This window comes from Salegentibacter maritimus, assembly GCF_016236915.1.
Classification (GTDB): domain Bacteria; phylum Bacteroidota; class Bacteroidia; order Flavobacteriales; family Flavobacteriaceae; genus Salegentibacter; species Salegentibacter maritimus.
In genome coordinates, this window is sequence record NZ_JAEHOK010000001.1 from 85004 (window position 1) to 102519 (window position 17516).

18 protein-coding genes and 1 tRNA gene are annotated in these 17516 nt (G+C 34.2%); 10 read left to right on the forward strand and 9 right to left on the reverse strand.

Annotation, left to right across the window (positions count from 1 at the left end; genetic code table 11):
- Nucleotides 1-3: 3 nt before the first annotated feature.
- The gene (locus tag I6U49_RS00395; protein WP_193709532.1) at nucleotides 4-309 is read right to left on the reverse strand and encodes an HPF/RaiA family ribosome-associated protein; all 306 of its coding nucleotides are present in this window, start codon (nucleotides 307-309) and stop codon (nucleotides 4-6) included.
- A 277-nt stretch (nucleotides 310-586) separates the two neighbouring features.
- Here I6U49_RS00395 and I6U49_RS00400 point away from each other — a divergent pair, with 277 nt between their 5' ends.
- The 5 genes from I6U49_RS00400 to mgrA all read left to right on the forward strand — a co-directional run bounded on the left by I6U49_RS00400 (nucleotide 587) and on the right by mgrA (nucleotide 4383).
- Nucleotides 587-1081, forward strand: coding sequence for a DUF4251 domain-containing protein (locus I6U49_RS00400; RefSeq protein ID WP_198627153.1), 495 nt, complete (start codon nucleotides 587-589; stop codon nucleotides 1079-1081).
- A gap of 227 nt (nucleotides 1082-1308) precedes the next feature.
- Nucleotides 1309-1530, forward strand: coding sequence for a hypothetical protein (locus I6U49_RS00405; protein WP_198627154.1), 222 nt, complete (start codon nucleotides 1309-1311; stop codon nucleotides 1528-1530).
- 255 nt (nucleotides 1531-1785) lie between these two features.
- Nucleotides 1786-2436 (forward strand): deoxyribose-phosphate aldolase, encoded by a 651-nt coding sequence (gene deoC, locus I6U49_RS00410; RefSeq protein WP_198627155.1) that lies wholly within the window; start codon nucleotides 1786-1788, stop codon nucleotides 2434-2436.
- A gap of 1 nt (nucleotide 2437) precedes the next feature.
- Entirely contained in the window at nucleotides 2438-3136 is a 699-nt protein-coding gene (deoD, locus tag I6U49_RS00415; RefSeq protein ID WP_198627156.1) for a purine-nucleoside phosphorylase, read from the forward strand.
- 251 nt (nucleotides 3137-3387) lie between these two features.
- Entirely contained in the window at nucleotides 3388-4383 is a 996-nt protein-coding gene (mgrA, locus tag I6U49_RS00420) for an L-glyceraldehyde 3-phosphate reductase (RefSeq protein WP_198627157.1), read from the forward strand.
- 120 nt (nucleotides 4384-4503) lie between these two features.
- On the opposite strand, the gene I6U49_RS00425 is transcribed toward mgrA, so the two are convergent.
- The 4 genes from I6U49_RS00425 to I6U49_RS00440 form a co-directional block, all read right to left on the reverse strand.
- Entirely contained in the window at nucleotides 4504-5475 is a 972-nt protein-coding gene (locus tag I6U49_RS00425) for a type I phosphomannose isomerase catalytic subunit (protein WP_193709541.1), read from the reverse strand.
- A gap of 98 nt (nucleotides 5476-5573) precedes the next feature.
- Nucleotides 5574-7214 (reverse strand): ArnT family glycosyltransferase, encoded by a 1641-nt coding sequence (locus I6U49_RS00430; RefSeq protein WP_198627158.1) that lies wholly within the window; start codon nucleotides 7212-7214, stop codon nucleotides 5574-5576.
- On the reverse strand, nucleotides 7198-7827 hold the full coding sequence (locus tag I6U49_RS00435; protein WP_198627159.1) for a lipid-A-disaccharide synthase N-terminal domain-containing protein: 630 nt from the start codon (nucleotides 7825-7827) through the stop codon (nucleotides 7198-7200). The genes I6U49_RS00430 and I6U49_RS00435 overlap by 17 nt, the downstream gene beginning before the upstream one ends.
- A complete protein-coding gene (locus tag I6U49_RS00440) occupies nucleotides 7820-8536 on the reverse strand; it encodes a glycosyltransferase (RefSeq protein WP_193709544.1) in 717 nt (238 codons plus the stop codon). The genes I6U49_RS00435 and I6U49_RS00440 overlap by 8 nt, the downstream gene beginning before the upstream one ends.
- A gap of 290 nt (nucleotides 8537-8826) precedes the next feature.
- Here I6U49_RS00440 and I6U49_RS00445 point away from each other — a divergent pair.
- The 3 genes from I6U49_RS00445 to I6U49_RS00455 all read left to right on the forward strand — a co-directional run bounded on the left by I6U49_RS00445 (nucleotide 8827) and on the right by I6U49_RS00455 (nucleotide 11790).
- Nucleotides 8827-8900: transfer RNA gene (locus I6U49_RS00445), tRNA-Arg, on the forward strand.
- Between the two features lie 383 nt (nucleotides 8901-9283).
- Entirely contained in the window at nucleotides 9284-11080 is a 1797-nt protein-coding gene (locus tag I6U49_RS00450) for a hypothetical protein (protein WP_198627160.1), read from the forward strand.
- A 98-nt stretch (nucleotides 11081-11178) separates the two neighbouring features.
- Nucleotides 11179-11790 carry a thioredoxin family protein gene (locus I6U49_RS00455; protein WP_193709546.1) on the forward strand — a complete coding sequence of 204 codons (612 nt, stop codon included), beginning with the start codon at nucleotides 11179-11181 and terminating at the stop codon, nucleotides 11788-11790.
- Nucleotides 11791-11950: 160 nt separating this feature from the next.
- Here I6U49_RS00455 and I6U49_RS17160 read toward each other — a convergent pair whose 3' ends face one another.
- The 3 genes from I6U49_RS17160 to I6U49_RS00465 all read right to left on the reverse strand — a co-directional run bounded on the left by I6U49_RS17160 (nucleotide 11951) and on the right by I6U49_RS00465 (nucleotide 13122).
- Complete coding sequence (locus I6U49_RS17160; protein WP_317191832.1) at nucleotides 11951-12133, reverse strand: universal stress protein; 183 nt, start codon at nucleotides 12131-12133, stop codon at nucleotides 11951-11953.
- Nucleotides 12126-12416 carry a universal stress protein gene (locus tag I6U49_RS17165; RefSeq protein WP_317191833.1) on the reverse strand — a complete coding sequence of 97 codons (291 nt, stop codon included), beginning with the start codon at nucleotides 12414-12416 and terminating at the stop codon, nucleotides 12126-12128. Before I6U49_RS17165 ends, I6U49_RS17160 begins: the two co-directional genes overlap by 8 nt.
- Nucleotides 12417-12504: 88 nt before the next feature.
- Nucleotides 12505-13122, reverse strand: a complete 618-nt coding sequence (locus I6U49_RS00465) for a hypothetical protein (RefSeq protein ID WP_198627161.1) — start codon at nucleotides 13120-13122, stop codon at nucleotides 12505-12507.
- 267 nt (nucleotides 13123-13389) lie between these two features.
- Between I6U49_RS00465 and upp the strand changes: the two genes are divergently transcribed.
- Both upp and I6U49_RS00475 read left to right on the forward strand, forming a co-directional pair.
- Nucleotides 13390-14049: a uracil phosphoribosyltransferase gene (upp, locus tag I6U49_RS00470; protein WP_198627162.1), complete on the forward strand. Its 660-nt coding sequence runs from the start codon at nucleotides 13390-13392 to the stop codon at nucleotides 14047-14049.
- 78 nt (nucleotides 14050-14127) lie between these two features.
- A complete protein-coding gene (locus I6U49_RS00475; RefSeq protein ID WP_198627163.1) occupies nucleotides 14128-15141 on the forward strand; it encodes a zinc-binding alcohol dehydrogenase family protein in 1014 nt (337 codons plus the stop codon).
- Between the two features lie 78 nt (nucleotides 15142-15219).
- Here I6U49_RS00475 and tamL read toward each other — a convergent pair whose 3' ends face one another.
- Nucleotides 15220-17490 carry a translocation and assembly module lipoprotein TamL gene (tamL, locus tag I6U49_RS00480; protein ID WP_198627164.1) on the reverse strand — a complete coding sequence of 757 codons (2271 nt, stop codon included), beginning with the start codon at nucleotides 17488-17490 and terminating at the stop codon, nucleotides 15220-15222.
- Nucleotides 17491-17516: the final 26 nt, after the last annotated feature.

A 17516-nucleotide genomic window follows, 5' to 3' on the forward strand; every position in this document is an offset into this window, starting at 1 on the left:
TAATTAATTAGCGTGTGTTTTCATTTGGCTTTTTTTCTTGGCCAATTGCCTATCAAGGTCTCTTACTGTCTCAGCGGTAGCAGCTTCAAAAGAATTTTCGTTAGATTCTGCAAAAATTTGTGGGCCGGGCACACTTAATTTCACATTACATATATAGCCGTTAGGATCTTGACCTTCCTGCTTTTTGAAGTAAACCTCGGCTTTCACAATAAAATCGTATTTTACTTCTAGTTTATCTAATTTCTTTTGTGCGAATTCCTGTAAACTTTCACTTTTTTCTAGTTTTACAAACTGATATATTGCTTCCATAAATTATAATATTTTAGACTACCAAGAAACCCATTATCCATCGATTATACAAACAATTAAGTGATTCTTAGCAAAGCTTTAAGAATCCTTTTAAAACCAAATTATTTATACAATAACTCTAATTTTGCCTGCATTATTTATCATAGATTTAAACTTAAGTAATTGATAAATAGCTGCTCTATAGCATTCTGTAGTCTAATGAATAATTTAAAACTCTTTTAAGATAAAATTGAATCAAAAGCTTGTAACTTAGGCTAACACATTGATATTAAACATAATGAAACGATATTCACATTATTTATTAATTATTTTACTGATATTTTTTGAAAGTTGCGGTACTAGTGTAGATGCTGCAAAAGTGGAAAAAACAAAACAATTGGTAGAAAGTCGCGAATTTGAAATTGAACACGATTGGGTTAATCCTATGAGCGGAGGTAGAATTAACCTTATAGGAAATCCGAATTTTATAAGGTTTAAAAAAGATTCGGTAAACTTATTTCTACCGTTTTTTGGTGAACGTTTTGCCGGTGGCGGCTATAATGATGAAGGCGGAATAAAATATAATGGACCACTAAATGATTTAGAAATTAGAACAGATTCTAAGAATACACAAATCATTGAGTTTTCGGCCAGACAAAATACCGAGAACCTTAATTTTACAATCAATATTTATCCCGAAGGAAAAGTTGATACCAAAGTGAATAGTAGCGATCGATCTTTTATTTCTTATCAGGGCGAAATAGGGGAACTTAAAGAGAAAGATAGAAAATGAAAAACATATAGATGCAATAAGTGCATTGAGTCCTGTTTAAAAATCCTATTTTACATAATATAAATTATAGTGCAAATATACAATTGTTAGTGACATTTTAAAATTGATATCTGGCTATTCTATTTTAAAATAGCACCAGTATCTTATACCCATTTGGCGTTACCAAAAGCATTTTTTTATCTAATATTTAAGATAAAACTTGAGTTGTTTTTTGTAAATTATTGATTATGAGACTCAATGGTATCACAAATTTAATTATCACCAGTATTATATTAGTGGTTGTTACTGTATTGGTATATTTTAATATCGATTTTCGTTTAATTTTTTACTTGACTATTGCAGGTCAGGCATTATTAATTTTCACTGTTTATAAGGTGCTAACTGATAGTTTTAAAACTGATAAAACCTTTGAAGATTGTTACGAAGATTACACTCACAAAGAGGAATAATCTTTAAGGCAACTTTTATTCAGCTACTTTAAAAACTTTTTTTAATGATACGGGCTTACCTTTACCTGTATGAATCCTCCAGTATTTATTTTAAATCTTCCTTAAGATTACAGTGTGTAAGACATATTTTTATTTATTCTACTCAAAAAACTATGAAACTTACAACATCTTGAATCACCATACCCCAAAACCTGAGAACAATCATAAATTACATCTACCAGAAAGTTATAAATTTGTAAATCCTAAAATAGTATAATGCAACTAAATCAATATATAGATCATACCCTCTTAAAGCCTACAGCAAAACCTGACGATATTGAAAAGCTATGTATGGAGGCTGTGGCAAATCAATTTATCGCTATTTGTATTCCTCCCTCCTACCTAAATCTGGCTAAATCTATTTTGAAAACCTCTAATGTAAAGATAGCTACGGTAGTAGGTTTTCCACTAGGTGCTATGACTACAGATGCTAAAGTGTTTGAAGCCCAAGATGCGATTGCCAAAGGAGCCGATGAAATTGATATGGTGATTAATATTGGCATTTTAAAAACCGGAAATACGGAATATATCCAGAACGAAATTGCTGAAATTAAAAAAGCTATAGGTTCTAAAATTCTAAAAGTAATTATTGAAACTTGTTATTTAAACGATGCTGAAAAAAAAGCTGCCTGTTTAGCTGCTTTAAAAGGCAGGGCAGATTTTGTGAAGACTTCTACTGGTTTCGGTACCGCTGGGGCTACTTTTGAAGATGTACAGCTTATGAAGCAAATTGCAGGCGACAAAATGAAAGTAAAAGCCTCAGGTGGAATTAAAGATCGAGAAAATGCTATAAAATATATAGAATTAGGGGTGTCCAGGCTGGGAACATCTTCAGGTGTTAATTTAGTAATTTCAGAAAAAAACTAGAATGAGCGTACATATAGAGGCTAAAAAAGGTGAGATTTCAGAAAAAATATTACTTCCGGGAGATCCATTAAGAGCTAAATGGATTGCGGAAAATTTCCTTGAAAATGCTGTTTGTTACAATAAAGTTCGGGGTATGTTTGGATATACCGGCACCTTTAAAGGCGAAAGAATTTCTGTACAGGCAACGGGAATGGGTATTCCCTCTGCATTGATTTATGCAACAGAATTAATTACAGAATACGGAGCAAAAAAACTAATTCGGGTGGGTTCTGCCGGCTCCTACCAAAAAAATCTAAAAGTGAATGATGTTGTTCTGGCAATGTCTGCATCTTCTAATTCCAGCTTTAATAAAGCAAGATTTGAATACGCCGATTTCGCGCCTACGGCAGACGCTCAATTGTTTCTAAATGCAGTTAAATACGCTAAAGATAATAATATACCGGTTAGATCAGGTAATGTGTTGTCGTCTGATGTATTTTATGAAGAAAATGAGCTAACCTATAAAAAATGGGCAGATTATGGTGTTTTGTGTGTAGAAATGGAAAGCGCCGGACTTTACACTGTTGCGGCAAAACATAAGATACAGGCACTTTCGGTGCTCACTATTTCTGATTCTTTGGTTACCGGAGAACATTTACCGGCAAAAGAAAGGGAACAAAGCTTTAGCAGAATGGTAGACATAGCCCTTGGTAGTTTTTAAGCTGGTTAAATTTTCAAGTAACTAAATCAACGGATTTTATAAAGCTTATCTTATAAATGGGGTTTTACTTTGCACAAACAACTTTTGTTCAAAATAAAGCTAAAAGTATATTTAAACTGAAAATTCTTAATTTTAATGTCAATTAAAAATAGGTTTGCAATTTTAGGTTGAGTTACCTACCTCGAGTGGTATATATAGATAAACAGCCAGAACTAAATTGCAAAGCCTTAAATCATTAATAATTAAAGCTTATGAATCAGTATAAAGCTGCTGAAGACCGTTATGAAAAAATGCAATACCGCCGTTGCGGAAAAAGCGGCATCAAACTTCCCCTACTCTCTTTGGGTTTATGGCATAATTTCGGAGATAAAGACAATTTTCAAAACTCCAGAAAGCTTTTAAGAACCGGTTTTGATAATGGAATTACCCATTTTGATTTAGCTAATAATTATGGCCCACCCTACGGTTCTGCCGAAAAAAACTTCGGTAAAATATTCGCTGAAGATTTTAAACAATACCGCGATGAGTTAATTATTTCCACCAAAGCAGGTTGGGATATGTGGCCCGGGCCATATGGCGATTTTGGCTCCAGAAAATATCTTATTGCCAGCCTAGACCAATCGCTACAAAGAATGGGCTTAGAGTATGTAGATATATTCTATCATCACCGCCCAGATCCCGATACTCCTTTGGAAGAAACTATGGGGGCTTTAGATCAAATTGTAAGGCAGGGTAAGGCACTTTATGTAGGGATTTCTCAATATTCTGCAAAGGATACAGCCAGGGCTTCCAAAATTCTTAAAGATCAAGGAACGCCTTTTCTTATTCATCAACCAAGGTATAATATGATGGATCGTTGGGTAGAAGATGGATTATTAAATACACTACAACGGGAAGGAATTGGCAGTATAGTATTTTCTCCGCTAGAACAAGGCATACTAACCAATAAATATTTAAATGGAATTCCGAAAGATAGCCGGGCAGCAACCCAGGGAAGTTATTTAGATGAATCGCATATCACTCCCAAAATAATAGATAAAGTACAAAAGTTGAACGAAGTAGCCCAAGCCAGAAAGCAAACTTTAGCGCAAATGGCGGTTGCCTGGTTACTAAAAGATAAAAGGGTAACTTCTGTATTGGTTGGAGCCAGTAAAGTTGAGCAGTTACAAGAGAATATTAATACTTTGGAAAATCTGGAATTCAATAAAAATGAATTGGATGAAATAGAAAAAATCCTGCAGAATTAACTAACAGGATTTTATTGATATCGCCAAAGGGTAAAACCCCGAGGTAGTTTCCTAGAGGCTTTCTGAGAAACTCTTAAATATTATGTATATATATAAGAAACCTTACTCAGAGAGCCTTTTTTATTTAATATACACTTCTAAAAGTTCACAATTTTTAGCTGAAATTTCTACCTGTTTATTTTCGGCAGGAATAAGCATGGTTTCTCCCTGCTTAATATTTTCTGAATTACCGTTTACTGAAATTTCTCCACTCCCACCAACACACATATAAATAACAAAAGAATCCAGGTTACTGTAATCTTTCTGAATATTACCTTTTACAGGTAAATAATTAGTTGTAAAATATTTACAGCTCGCAACTTCAGAAGAAGTATTGGCAGCTCTTGTATAATTAAGTTTAAAATCGTCTTTCTTTTCAAAATCTATAGCATCTATAGCTAATGCTGTATGGAGTTCTCTAGAATTACCCTCATCATCTGTACGATCCCAATCGTAAATTCTATAAGTTACATCAGAAGTTTGCTGGATTTCGGCCAAAAGCACCCCTGCTCCTATTGCGTGAACTTTACCCGTATTAATAAAGAAACTATCTCCTTTTTTTACTTCTTCAAAGTTTAGCAATTCTACGATCTTACCTTCTTCTAACCTGGAAATATAATCTTCTTTAGAAATGCTTTCCTTAAAGCCTACATTAATTTTTGCTCCCTTATCGGCCTGCATAATATACCACATTTCGGTTTTTCCAAAAGAATTATGGCGTTGTTGGGCAAGCTCATCATTAGGATGCAATTGTACTGAAAGCTCTGTTTTTGCATCTATAAACTTAATTAACAAAGGAAAATCGTTATCAAATTCTTTGTAAATTTTTTCACCTACAATTTTAGCTTTGTAATCATTTAAAAGGTCCTTTAAAGAAGAACCTTTAAGCTTTCCATTGGCTACTACAGATATATCTCCCGGTACGCCAGAAATTTCCCAACTTTCGCCCAGGTTGCTCTGGGTTGTTTCTTTATTAAGATTGTTTTTTAATTTGTTACCACCCCATATTTTTTCTTTTAGAATTGGGGTAAATTTAATTGGATAATCGAGCATTATTTGGTTAGTTTAAAATCGCCTCAATATACTGAAATATTGGCGTGTTAAAAAATATAGTCACTTCTTTAGATTAGTATAACCCAAAAATAATAGGCTTATTGTGAAGGTAGCAAATCTATATTTTGCTTTTCTATTAAATACAATTCGCGGTATAACCTTCGTTTATGTTTGGTGCCTACAGGGTTCATATCTACACTGTCTATTTTTGTAGTTTTATAAAGCTTAAAAACCTGCTGTAAACTATCACTTAAGCGAGCTTCGGTTAATACTAAAAATTTATTGCCTTCCGGAATCTTCACCTCCCCTTCCTGGGTTAACACGGTAATAGGTTTTCCATAGTCCCAGATTATTTCAGGAGCAAATGTATTGAATTCATATACTTTTGCATTATATTTTTTTAGATGACTATCTATAGTTGAGGCACTATTGTACGCCGGGTTTATATTTATCTTATCTGCCATTGGTAAACCAAACCACACAACGCTTATCAAGAAAAAAATGCTTAAGTAGAATACGGGTTTTATCTTTTTCAATAGTAAATATCTAAACATTAGAAACCCAATACTAAAAAGGAAAATTGAACTTAGTATGTACCAGTAAAGAATATTCTGCATAAAAGATTCGAAATAAAAATATGCGGCAATAGGAAAAATGCAACCTACCAAAGCAAAAATTCCAAAATGAACATAGACTACAGTAGCTTCTTTATTTTTTATACTTCTCCAATTATAAAATAGATATTCTATATAAAAAGCGGTATTCATCGCCATTGGAATAAGTACAGGAAGAAGGTACCGAGATTTTTTTTCTGGAATTACAGACAGAAGAAAAACCGAAGCCAGCGTCCATAATAAAGTAAATTTATAAGCCTTCTTATTGCTAACTTTATCTTTTAAATAAGGATAAAGCAAGGCTACAAAAGCAGGAATAGTCCATAATCCGCTTTGTATAACAAAACTCCAATAATAATAAAACGGCCTAACGTTATAGTTTAGCCACCTTCCAGTTTCCTGACTGGTAATTTCAGAAACTGCATGGGTGTCAAACATATAAACATAAAGATTCCACCAACCGCCAAATATTAAAGCGGTAGCGGTTAAAAGCACTAAAGCCTTCCAACGTTCTTTAGTTCCCTTAAACTTATAAATAACCCCATAAGCGATTAAAAAAGGAAGAAATAAGGCATAAATAGAAACCGGGCCCTTACTCAAAATAGAGCAAGCTATAAAAAGGCCGCTAATGGTGGCGAGGAGATACCAGTTTTTTGTAGTATTATATAATTTATATAGAAAGAATATAGCTAGCATCATAAAGCTATGCGTGTGAATATCCCATTGTCCATCCCTACTGGAATAGACAATATAAAATGAAGTAGCAGCAATTAATCCTGCCAAAAAGGATAATTGAATATTCTTAGAAATTTTTAATAGGAATTTGTAAATAAACACTACTAATACTAAACCCATAATGGCAGAAGGAAGCCTTAAACCAAAGAGCCCTTCCATTCCAAATATAGACATAGAAATAGCAGTAAGCCAAGTTGGCAACGGTGGTTTTTCATAACGTGGCTCGGCATTCATGGTGGTAAAGATCCAGTTATTATCCTGCAGCATTTCCCGGGCGGTTATAAAATTTCGCGCTTCCATTATATTGATATAGATCGCATCCAGGTTTACAAAAAATACGGCAATACAAACCAGAATTAGGAGCACTAGATATTTATTCTCTAACTTCATTATGATGAATTATAATATTTCTAATATACATTAAGATCCCAAATAGATGCCCAATAAGTAAAACAGGATCTTTTCTAAAAATGGCATAAATTAAAATTAAAGAAGAGCCTGCAAGGCTTAGCCACCAAAAACCCAGTGGCAAGGTAGATTTTTTTTGTTTTTCTGAATAAAACCATTGGTACAAAAATCGCAGGGTAAAAATTATTTGCGCGATAATACCTAGAATCAGCAACCACGGCCAAATAGCCTCATTTTGAAATAGTTTTTGAAGATCGTATTCATTATTAAAAAAACTATAAGCCACTAATATTATGGGGAAAGCAAAAATTAAAAACCTTATAAACCTGTGAAGTTTAACCCATTGCCCCTGAAACTGTAAGTTTCTAATATAAACGAAGTACGTAATACTTTGGCCAAGCATAATTGCAAAATCACTTCTGGCATATCCATAAACAAATAAAAGGAAGGCTCCTAATAGGCTTAATTCCCAAAAAAGAATGGGTGTAAGAACTTTTTTTTGTTTTTCAGAAAGTATCCATTGCATAATCATCCTTGAGGAAAACAGGAGCTGGGCAATAAATCCTATCACATAAACCGGTAGCGAACTATCCATGTTTCGCTTTTATACTATAGTCTATATAAGATTTTTTTATCCAAACATAGGCAAAGCAATCTATTAAAGGCCCCAGGAACCTATTTTTAAAATTATATTTTGAATAGCCTTCCATCCTGGGATAGTGGTTTATTACCACTTCTTTAATTTCTTTTTGCTGTAACAATATCATGGCCGGTAAGAAGCGTTGTAAACCCCTAAACATAGGGATCTTTTTAGCGTAAGCTGTATGCATAATTTTTAATGGACAACCCGTGTCGTGAATATTGTCTTTAGTGAAAAATATTCTTACGGCATTACCGGTTTTAGAAGAAAAACGCTTTATTAAAGTATCCTTTCTGTTTTTTCGCCACCCGGTCACCAAACCATAATCCTCAATATAAGGCAAGAGCAATTCAAAATCTTCAGGATGGGTTTGTAAGTCGGCATCCAGGTATCCAAGTAAGCGGGTTTTAGTATTATCGAATGCGGCTTTTAAGGCAGCACCTTTTCCGTAATTTTTATCAAACAAAAGACAACTAAAATCTTTATTCTCCAGACAAAATTTTTCTATAAACGAAGCGCTACCGTCGCTAGAACCATCGTCTACTAATAATACACATGACTTAAGGGAAGCAGATTTTAAATACTTTTTTAAATATTCAAAAAGCCTGGGTAGACTTTCTTTTTCATTGTAAACCGGGACAATAATCGTAAACTGAAACTCCATACACAATTAGAGACTGTAATTAAGGTTTGCTGATAAAAAGCGCAATTTTAAAACCCGATTTATTAATTCTGTATACTGAGGCATAAAGCAGGTTATAGTTTCTAGTTGGACTCTTTAAAATTTTATCGGAGCTAAATTAATGATATAATTTAGAAAAACTTTCAAAATAGAAATTAAGTTAAAGAAAGATTAAAACCGATCTGAAAATAAGTTTCAAGAAAAAAAATAATTTTTAATTGAAATAAGCTTGTTTTATTTAAAAAGAGGCTTATCTTTGCAACCGCAAAAACGGTCGCGTAGCTCAGCTGGATAGAGCACCTGCCTTCTAAGCAGGCGGTCCCAGGTTCGAATCCTGGCGCGATCACAACAAAAAACCCCGCAAATTGCGGGGTTTTTTGTTTTAATAATGAAAACCAGATTTTAAATTAATCTCAGTTTCTAAAACTATTTAAAATTGCAGCCAGCCTATAGAAAAATATAGCTTCTTGCCTAACCTACTATACTAAATTCTATTGGCTATTATTTTAGATTAAATTAGACTCCACAAAATTTATTTATTTAAAAATTCCCCAACTATTTATTTTGAGCTAAACTTATTCTACGTGTGCTTAAGAATATATGCATGATAGTCAATAAATTAAATTTCTATTCAGAAAGGGAATTTTTAGAAATAAATCAATCTATGATTATGCTCATATATTAGGAATAAAAAGTTAAACACCTTTATCGGCTTAAAATTTAATTCTAATGCAGATATCATTACCACATAATTTTCACATTCCCGTTATGGGTTTGGCGTATTCCATAGATTCTCCAATTAAAGTAGCTTGCTACGGCATTAATTCGGCTATTTCTATAATTGAAGATAATTTATTGGAAACTATGCGAAAGCATTACTCGCAAAAATATGGTGAAAATTATACCCCAATTAGTACCAAAGAAACCGACTACCGTGTTAAACGTATCACCAATTATCTAAATTTGGTACAACGCACGGTAAATACAGAGTTTGAAAGGATAAAGAATTCAACTTTTGATTTAAGTTCAGACCTTACTAAATATTTTGAAATGCTTCCTGATACAGGTGAGTTAAAAAAAATGTTTCATAGGTTTTTACAAACAGAAAATCTTTCAGAAAGAGATAAATTAGAACAGCAGTTAAAAGAGAAAATGGTACCCGGCGCTGTAGAGGTTAATATAATGACCAAAGTAGATAAAGACAATCCGGGTAAAGACAAAGCCATAGCTCCAAACAGTTCTGATGCACTAACTGCTTTAAGAGCTTATGCGACTAGCGAATTAAAGAACTCTGCCATTATTTTTTCTGCAGGCTTAAACCCCAGGTTGTTTAATTATATGGAAGAATTTAAAGAGTTTGATGCCACTGGCTGGGGTAAATTTGATAAAAAAGTTGTTATAAAAGTTAGTGATTATCGCTCGGCACTTATTCAGGGGAAATACTTAGCTAAAAAGGGAATTTGGGTAAGTGAATTCAGAATAGAGTCTGGTTTAAACTGTGGAGGTCATGTTTTTGCCACCCAGGGATTATTAATGGGGCCCATCTTGAATGAATTTAAAGAAAAGAAGGAGGAATTAAAAGAAAGCCTCTTCAGTTTATATAACCCCGCAATTATAGCTAAAGGACAGGAAGGTTTTTCTGAACCGCACCCTATTAAGATTACGGTTCAGGGCGGAATTGGTACTTCAGAAGAGAACAATTTATTGTTTACGCATTACAAGGTAGACAGTACAGGCTGGGGAACGCCATTTTTACTTTGTCCTGAAGCCACAACAGTAGATGATGAAACCCTTAGCTTATTGCTTAATTCTAAAGAGAAAGATGTTATTAGAAGCCAATCTTCGCCATTAGGAGTAGGATTTAACTACCTAAAAGGTACTAGCGCAGAAACCGAAAGGTTAAATAGAATTCAAAAAGGTGCTCCGGGAAGCCCCTGTACCGAAAAGTTCCTGATTTCGAATACTGAATTCACAAAAGAACCTATTTGTACCGCTTCTAAAAAATATCAGAAACTAAAACTGAAACAATTAGAGGAAAGCAACCTGCCCGAGAACGAATATCAACAACAGCGGGAAGATGTACTTAGCAAAGAATGTCTTTGTGTTGGGTTGAGTAATGCGGCTCCATTAAATTACAAAGTTCCATTCCTAAAAAAACAACAAGCAGTAACTATTTGCCCAAGCCCTAATATTGCCAATTTTTCTAAGCTTTCTACTTTAAAAGAAATGACCGATCATATTTATGGGCGTTCCGGGCTTATTAAGGAAAGCAAGAGACCTCATATGTTTGTGAAAGAATTAGATTTATACATAGATTATCTTGCAGAACAGGTTCAAAGAACCCCAAACCCAGACAAACGTACCCTAAAAAATTGGAAAGCATTTTGTAACAATATTTTAGAAGGAATAGCTTATTACCGAAAGCTTTTAAAAAATAAAGTAGTGGAAAATACCTCCGACTTTAATAAGGCACTTGATAATGCTGAAAACACTATTTTAAAAACAAAGTCTTATTTATTTGAATAACTAAATAAAGAGATAAATATCAGTTATTTTTTAGAAAACCGGAATAAGATTTAAATGTTGATCGTGTAAAATTCCGAATAATATTAAAATCAGTAAGAATGAAAAAACTAATTCAAGATTCCCTGGATAAGGCAATTTCCTATGAAAAATATAATGAGCTTTTTGAAAGGCTAGTAAACCAGGGAAAAACGACCGGTGAAATTACACCAGATAAAATAAATTACACTAAACTTAATTATTCACGAAGTAAACGTCTTGATAAGACCATTAAGCTATCGGAAGAACAGATAGCATCTTTTAAAGATTTAAGCTCTAAACAAACCTGGTTGGTAATCACAGAACCCTGGTGTGGAGATGCGGCTCAAAGTTTGCCCTATTTTAATAAAATAGCAAGCATTTCAGATAACATTGATTTGAAAATTGTGTTACGTGATGAGCACTTAGAACTTATGGACTCTTTTTTAACCTATGGATCCCGCTCAATTCCAAAGTTGATTATTATAGATCAAAACTTGGAAGTAATTGCACATTGGGGGCCGCGTTCTAAAGCCGCTACAAAACTGGTAGATGATTATGTGCAAGAATATGATATAATTGACGATCAGCTTAAAACAAATCTTCAATTATGGTATAATAAGAATAAAGGAGAAGCTATAGTTTGTGAACTGCAGGAACTTATTTGCAGCCAAAAGCCTTCAGAAGTTTTTTAGAGTAATTTCGCGCATAAGAACGAAAAGGCTGTCTAAGAAATTTAAAAGTATTAACTATAATAAATTAATATTCAGGTAAATAAATTTCTAGACAGCTTTTTTATTTGATATATCGTTATTAAATACTCTTGGGGCTATTCTGTGGTATTTATTATTTAGCCTATTTCTTTTTAATGGGCACCATAAAAACAGGAACCTTGGTTTTTTTCAATACATTTGATGCTACGGTTCCCATTAAAAGTTTTTCAAAAACCGAATGACTATGAGTCCCCATAACCAACAAATCGGCATTCCATGTTTTTGAATATTCTAAAATTGCAGTAGCGGCATCCCCTTCAGCCAAATAAATGTGTTTCTACATTTTTATCTTCCAGGTGTTTTGCTGCGGTTTCTAAAAAATCTTCCACTACTCCACGCATTTCCTGAGCAATATCCATATTTACTGCCATTTCATCGTAACCGGAATAACCCATAAAAGTAGGATAATCTATTCCATAGTAACTTATATTTGCCATCACGTGTAGTAAACAAACTTTGGCATCTAGCTGCCTGGCGAGTTTATAGCCGGCTTCAGCAACTTTTTCAGAAACCGGATGGTAATCTATAGCAATTAATATACGCTTCATAAGATTCAGTTTCTTATAAAGTTATTAAATGAATTCTAAAACCTAAAATTAATACTGAAAAATCTAAGGATCGCGTTTTTGCAAAAGCTTATTCTTTAACTACTATTAAACTAGCTTTTGCGCCGGTTAAGAGGTTCCATTCTTTTGAAGCCACAAGATTACCATTTTCTTCCAAAACTTTTAACTGTGCAGTATTCGGCCCCGAAGATCCCTGGTTTATAGCTTCAAATTCTATATTATTAAATCCGCTTTCAAGGCTAACCAGGACAGGACGATAACCACCGCCTAGTACTACGCGCTCAATAAATTTTCCGTTTACATAAATATTTACCTGGTCTCCATCTACAAATTGATGGTCTCTACAATATAATTCTACGAACTTCCCGGTAGTTTTAAAATCTCCTAAGTATTGATCTTCTCTATATTTTTCAAGCGCCTCTTTATCCTTTGTCCATCTCTCTTTAACAGCATCTCCTGCTGTTTTTAAATTATTTGGTTTCTCCCTAAAATCTATTGCTTTTGGTTTCTCTCTAAGATATTTACTTTCTTTAGTAGGTTCTTCTGCCCTAAGAATAGGAAAACCAGAAGATGTTTTTTCTGGTTCGGCTTTTAATATACCTCCGGTATTATTAGTAGCCGGAAGGTCTATTTGTCCAAAACTTAGTGATGATACAAAAAGAAATAAAAAAGTATATATAAGCTTCATAGAATGAATTCTTTAAACTTTAATTATCAAAAATACAGCCAAATTAGATTAAAGAAAAATCTTTTCTCAATATTAAGAAAATGCAGCTATAACAGTTTATGCATTCGTTAAACATTTACTTACCTTTACTGGTTGTTGCAAGGTAAAAATCGGAATTATAAATTCAAATTGGCATCCTTACACAAAGTGATTATTTTAGAAAAATAGATATGAAATCATTCGTGTACGCAATGAATCTCAATTATAGAGTAAAAACTAAAAAATATTATGCAGGTAAATCATCTTCTTGAAGAAAGTTCAATAGCCGGTAAATTTGTAGCAGAGCTTAGAGATGTAAATGTTCAAAAAGACCGAATGCGGTTCCGTAGAAATATAGAGCGGTTGGGAGAAGTGCTAGGATACGAACTAAGTAAGCAGCTTAGTTTTTCGGAAAAAAATATTACAACCCCATTAGGAAATTCAAAAATTCAGTTACCGGAAAGCGATGTGGTGATTTGCTCTATTTTACGAGCCGGACTTCCTCTTCATAATGGATTATTAAATTATTTCGACGATGCTGAAAACTCTTTTATTTCTGCTTATCGCCATCATCCCAATAACGATGAACATTTTGAAATTGTGGTAGAATACCTGGCCTCTCCTTCTCTGGAGGGAAAAACCCTTATCCTTGCCGATCCTATGCTGGCCACAGGTAAATCTTTTGTGAATGTAATGAAAGCTTTAAAGCAAATGGGAACTCCAAAGGAAATTCATTTGGTAGCTGTTATTGGCGCTGAAGAAGGTGTAGCTCTGTTAGAAAAAGAATTCCCTAAAGATTCAAAACTTTGGATCGCTACTATTGATAAAGAGCTTAATGATCACGGCTATATTTTACCCGGTTTGGGTGATGCAGGAGACCTTTGTTATGGCGGAAAAATGCAACACTAGTCTCTTTTATTTTTGTTAAGTGGCAGGTGACTTTATGTTCACCTTGGAAATTAGATAGAAAATTTTAAAATAAAGTTTATGAAAGCCGTCGGAATAAAAAAATCATACCCAATAGACCATAAGAACAGTTTTATAGAATTTCAAACCGACGAACCGAAACCCGAAGATTTAGATCTTTTGGTAAGAATTAAATCAGTTTCCGTTAATCCGGTAGACTATAAAATTAGACAAAACGCTGCTATAGAAAAGGAATTGAATCAGCCAAAAATACTTGGCTGGGATGCTTCCGGGATTGTTGAACGAGTTGGAAATAAGGTTACAAAATTTCAACAGGGCGATGAAGTTTTTTATGCCGGTGAAATAGACCGGCCTGGTTGTAATGCAGAATTTCAGTTGGTAAACGAAAATATTACTGCGCATAAACCTAAGAATGTTTCTTTTGAAGAGGCTGCTGCCCTACCCCTAACTTCACTTACAGCCTGGGAATGTATTTTTGAACGTTTAAAAATTGAAGAAAACTCGGGAGAAAACCAGGATATTCTTATTATTGGCGGCGCCGGTGGCGTTGGTTCTATAACCATTCAACTTTTAAAAAAACTAACAAAATTTAATGTTATTGCCACTGCTTCCCGTAATGAAACCGCAAACTGGTGTAAAAACATGGGAGCTGATGTAATTGTAAACCATAAAAATTTGGTCGAACAAATGAAGGCTAAAGGGCATGAAGAGGTAGATTATATTCTAAACTTTGCCGATACCGATATGCATTGGAATGCAATGGCAGAACTTATAAAACCGCAAGGAAATATTTGTGCTATTGTGGAAACCAAAAATCCGGTAGACATAAACAAACTGAAAAATAAAAGCGCGGCTTTTCACTGGGAATTTATGTTTACCCGAACAAAGTTCAAAACATCAGATATGGCTCGTCAGCAACAAATTTTACAAAGGATTTCGAAGCTTTTAGAAGAAGGAACCATAACTACAACTCTTCATAAAACTTTTAGCAAGCTAAGCTCGAAAACATTTAAAGAAGTTCATAGCCTACAGGAATCTGGGAAATCGATTGGCAAGAATGTAATTTCATTTTAAGAAGAAAACTTCAGGATTCAGGCTGCTTTGAACGCCAATACACTAGATCTAAAAACGAATTTAGAATGATGGGGATCATTAAAAAGGATAGCCAATAGCAAAGTTTAACACAGGATTTGCGTAATCAAATTCCCAACGCTCGCCTTCTTTCAGACTAGGATCGTGCAGTGGTGCCGCGAGATCTACCCGAATAACGAAACTTTGAATATCTACCCTTAGTCCAAAACCGGTACCAATACCCAGTTCATTAATAAAGTCTTTACTGAATTCTCCACCTTTTAAAGTACTATTTTTGTCCGTATACCAAACGTTACCGGCATCGGCAAAAACAGCCCCATATAAATATGGGAAAAGCGGAAAACGATATTCTAAATTTGCCTCAAGTCTTATATTCCCGGCCTGGTCGAAAAAAGCGCCATCTTCCCCGGGCGGTGTGTAGGTTCCTGGGCCCAAAGAGCGAGTATTGAAGGCCCTTACGCTATATGGCCCCCCTGCAAAATATTGTTTGGTAAACGGTAAAACATCAGAATTTCCGTAAGGCAAACCATAACCGGCAAACAACCTGGATGCTATTTTTGAATCCCGACCTGTTTTTAAATGATATCTAAAATCTATATCGGCCTTTGCATATTGTGCATATTTTAAACCTAAAAATGTTTGGGGATCTTCTTCGCTATGGCCGCTAATTGCATCTACTAAATTTCCGGCAATATCAAGGGTTGAATTAAGAAAAAACTGATGTATTTTATTTTCATCTATATGCCCATTGTAAGTAAAAGAATAGGTTAACCCGGCAATAAATTCTTGATTAAAACTGTTTTGTAAAAAAGGATTATCCTCAAGAATTTTTTCAAACTCTTCACTGGTTTTTCCCAGGTTTACATAGTTTACCGAGACAGGATTAAACTCGTGGGTAACATATCTATTAGCATTCCAGATATAACCAAACCTGGCCGATACCGAACCAAGCCTGAAAAGTTGACTTCTATTAAGATAATCAAAGCCTAAACTGGCTTTGGTTTTAGGGATGGAATACGAAAAATAGTTTTTATCAAATTTTATTGGAAATAGCATTCGTGGAAAAATCAAATCGCCTTCTAATCCTATCTGAATACTGTTTAAACCTGCCTGGGTGCCTCCACCTACCTGAAATTCATACCCGAAATCTCCGATAATATTTAAAACTTCACCTCCTTTAAAAAGATTTCTATTGGTATAACCTAAAGCCAGGCTTGGCCCGGTAAAACCGTTAGATTTTGTTACTGCCCTAACTTCTGCCCGTAGAGATCGTTTGTTTAAAGGAGACAAATAAATATTGGTTTCCAAAACGCCAAGGCTATCTGTAGAAAGGCTATCTATTTCCCGGTAATTGATATTCACAAATTTGTAAGCACCTATGTTACCTAACCTTCTCGCAGTATTTCTAGAGGTTTCTGGATCGTAAAGTTGACCTTCCTCAATTAGCAAATAAGGGTCTAAGTGCTTAGGTTTAAAGAAAAGCTCTTTTTGAAAAAAGTTCTTTTCAGCATAGCGTGTTTTAGCTGTAGAACTATCGGTTCCAACCTCGTATTTAGGGTATACGTTAACGCTCTTAATTTTATAAGGAATAATACTTTGAGTTGGCACATCTTTTTTTAACCTCAGAAATAAATCAAACTTTTTTTGCGCATATTGATTGGTATCGGCTTCAAATATTAAAAACCCTGAATTAAAATTGTAATATCCCCTAGCCTTTAATTCCCTATCAATCCTTTCCCTTTCCAGTTTCATTGCAGAAAGATCAAATCGCATTCCTTTTTCAATAGGTGAGTTTTTTAAACTAGTACTTATCTCCTTATAAATTTGAAGACTATCTGAATCTAACTTATATTTTTCTAGCAAATACGGCTTGGGAACTTCAACAGCGTAAGCCACTTGCATCTCCTTTTTCTCTTCATTTTTACTGGTTGTAGAAACTATTGAACTATAAAAGAAACCCCGGTTTTGAAGCCTGTTCTTAATTAAACCCTCGGTTCGAACCGGCTCTACATCACTGGCATACACCGGCTCCTCGCCAATTTTCTTATTTAGAAATTTATTGATAAAGCCTGGTTTCTCCCGTTGCGCTTTATAATAAAAATATAAGCCCGGTTGCATTCCTAAAAAAGAGCTGTTAGGCTCCGGACTTAAAACAGACTCCAATTCGGCTTTCAATGAAGACTTATTTTTAATTATGGTATCACCTTCTAGTGTAATTTCAGCACCCGTATATAGCAATTCTCCCTCGGGAATAAATTTCTTTACGCTACAAGCCTGAAACAGCAAAGACATTAAACAGATGCTAATAATATTTTTAAAATGAATTTTCATTTATACCTAATTTCTATCTCGTATTT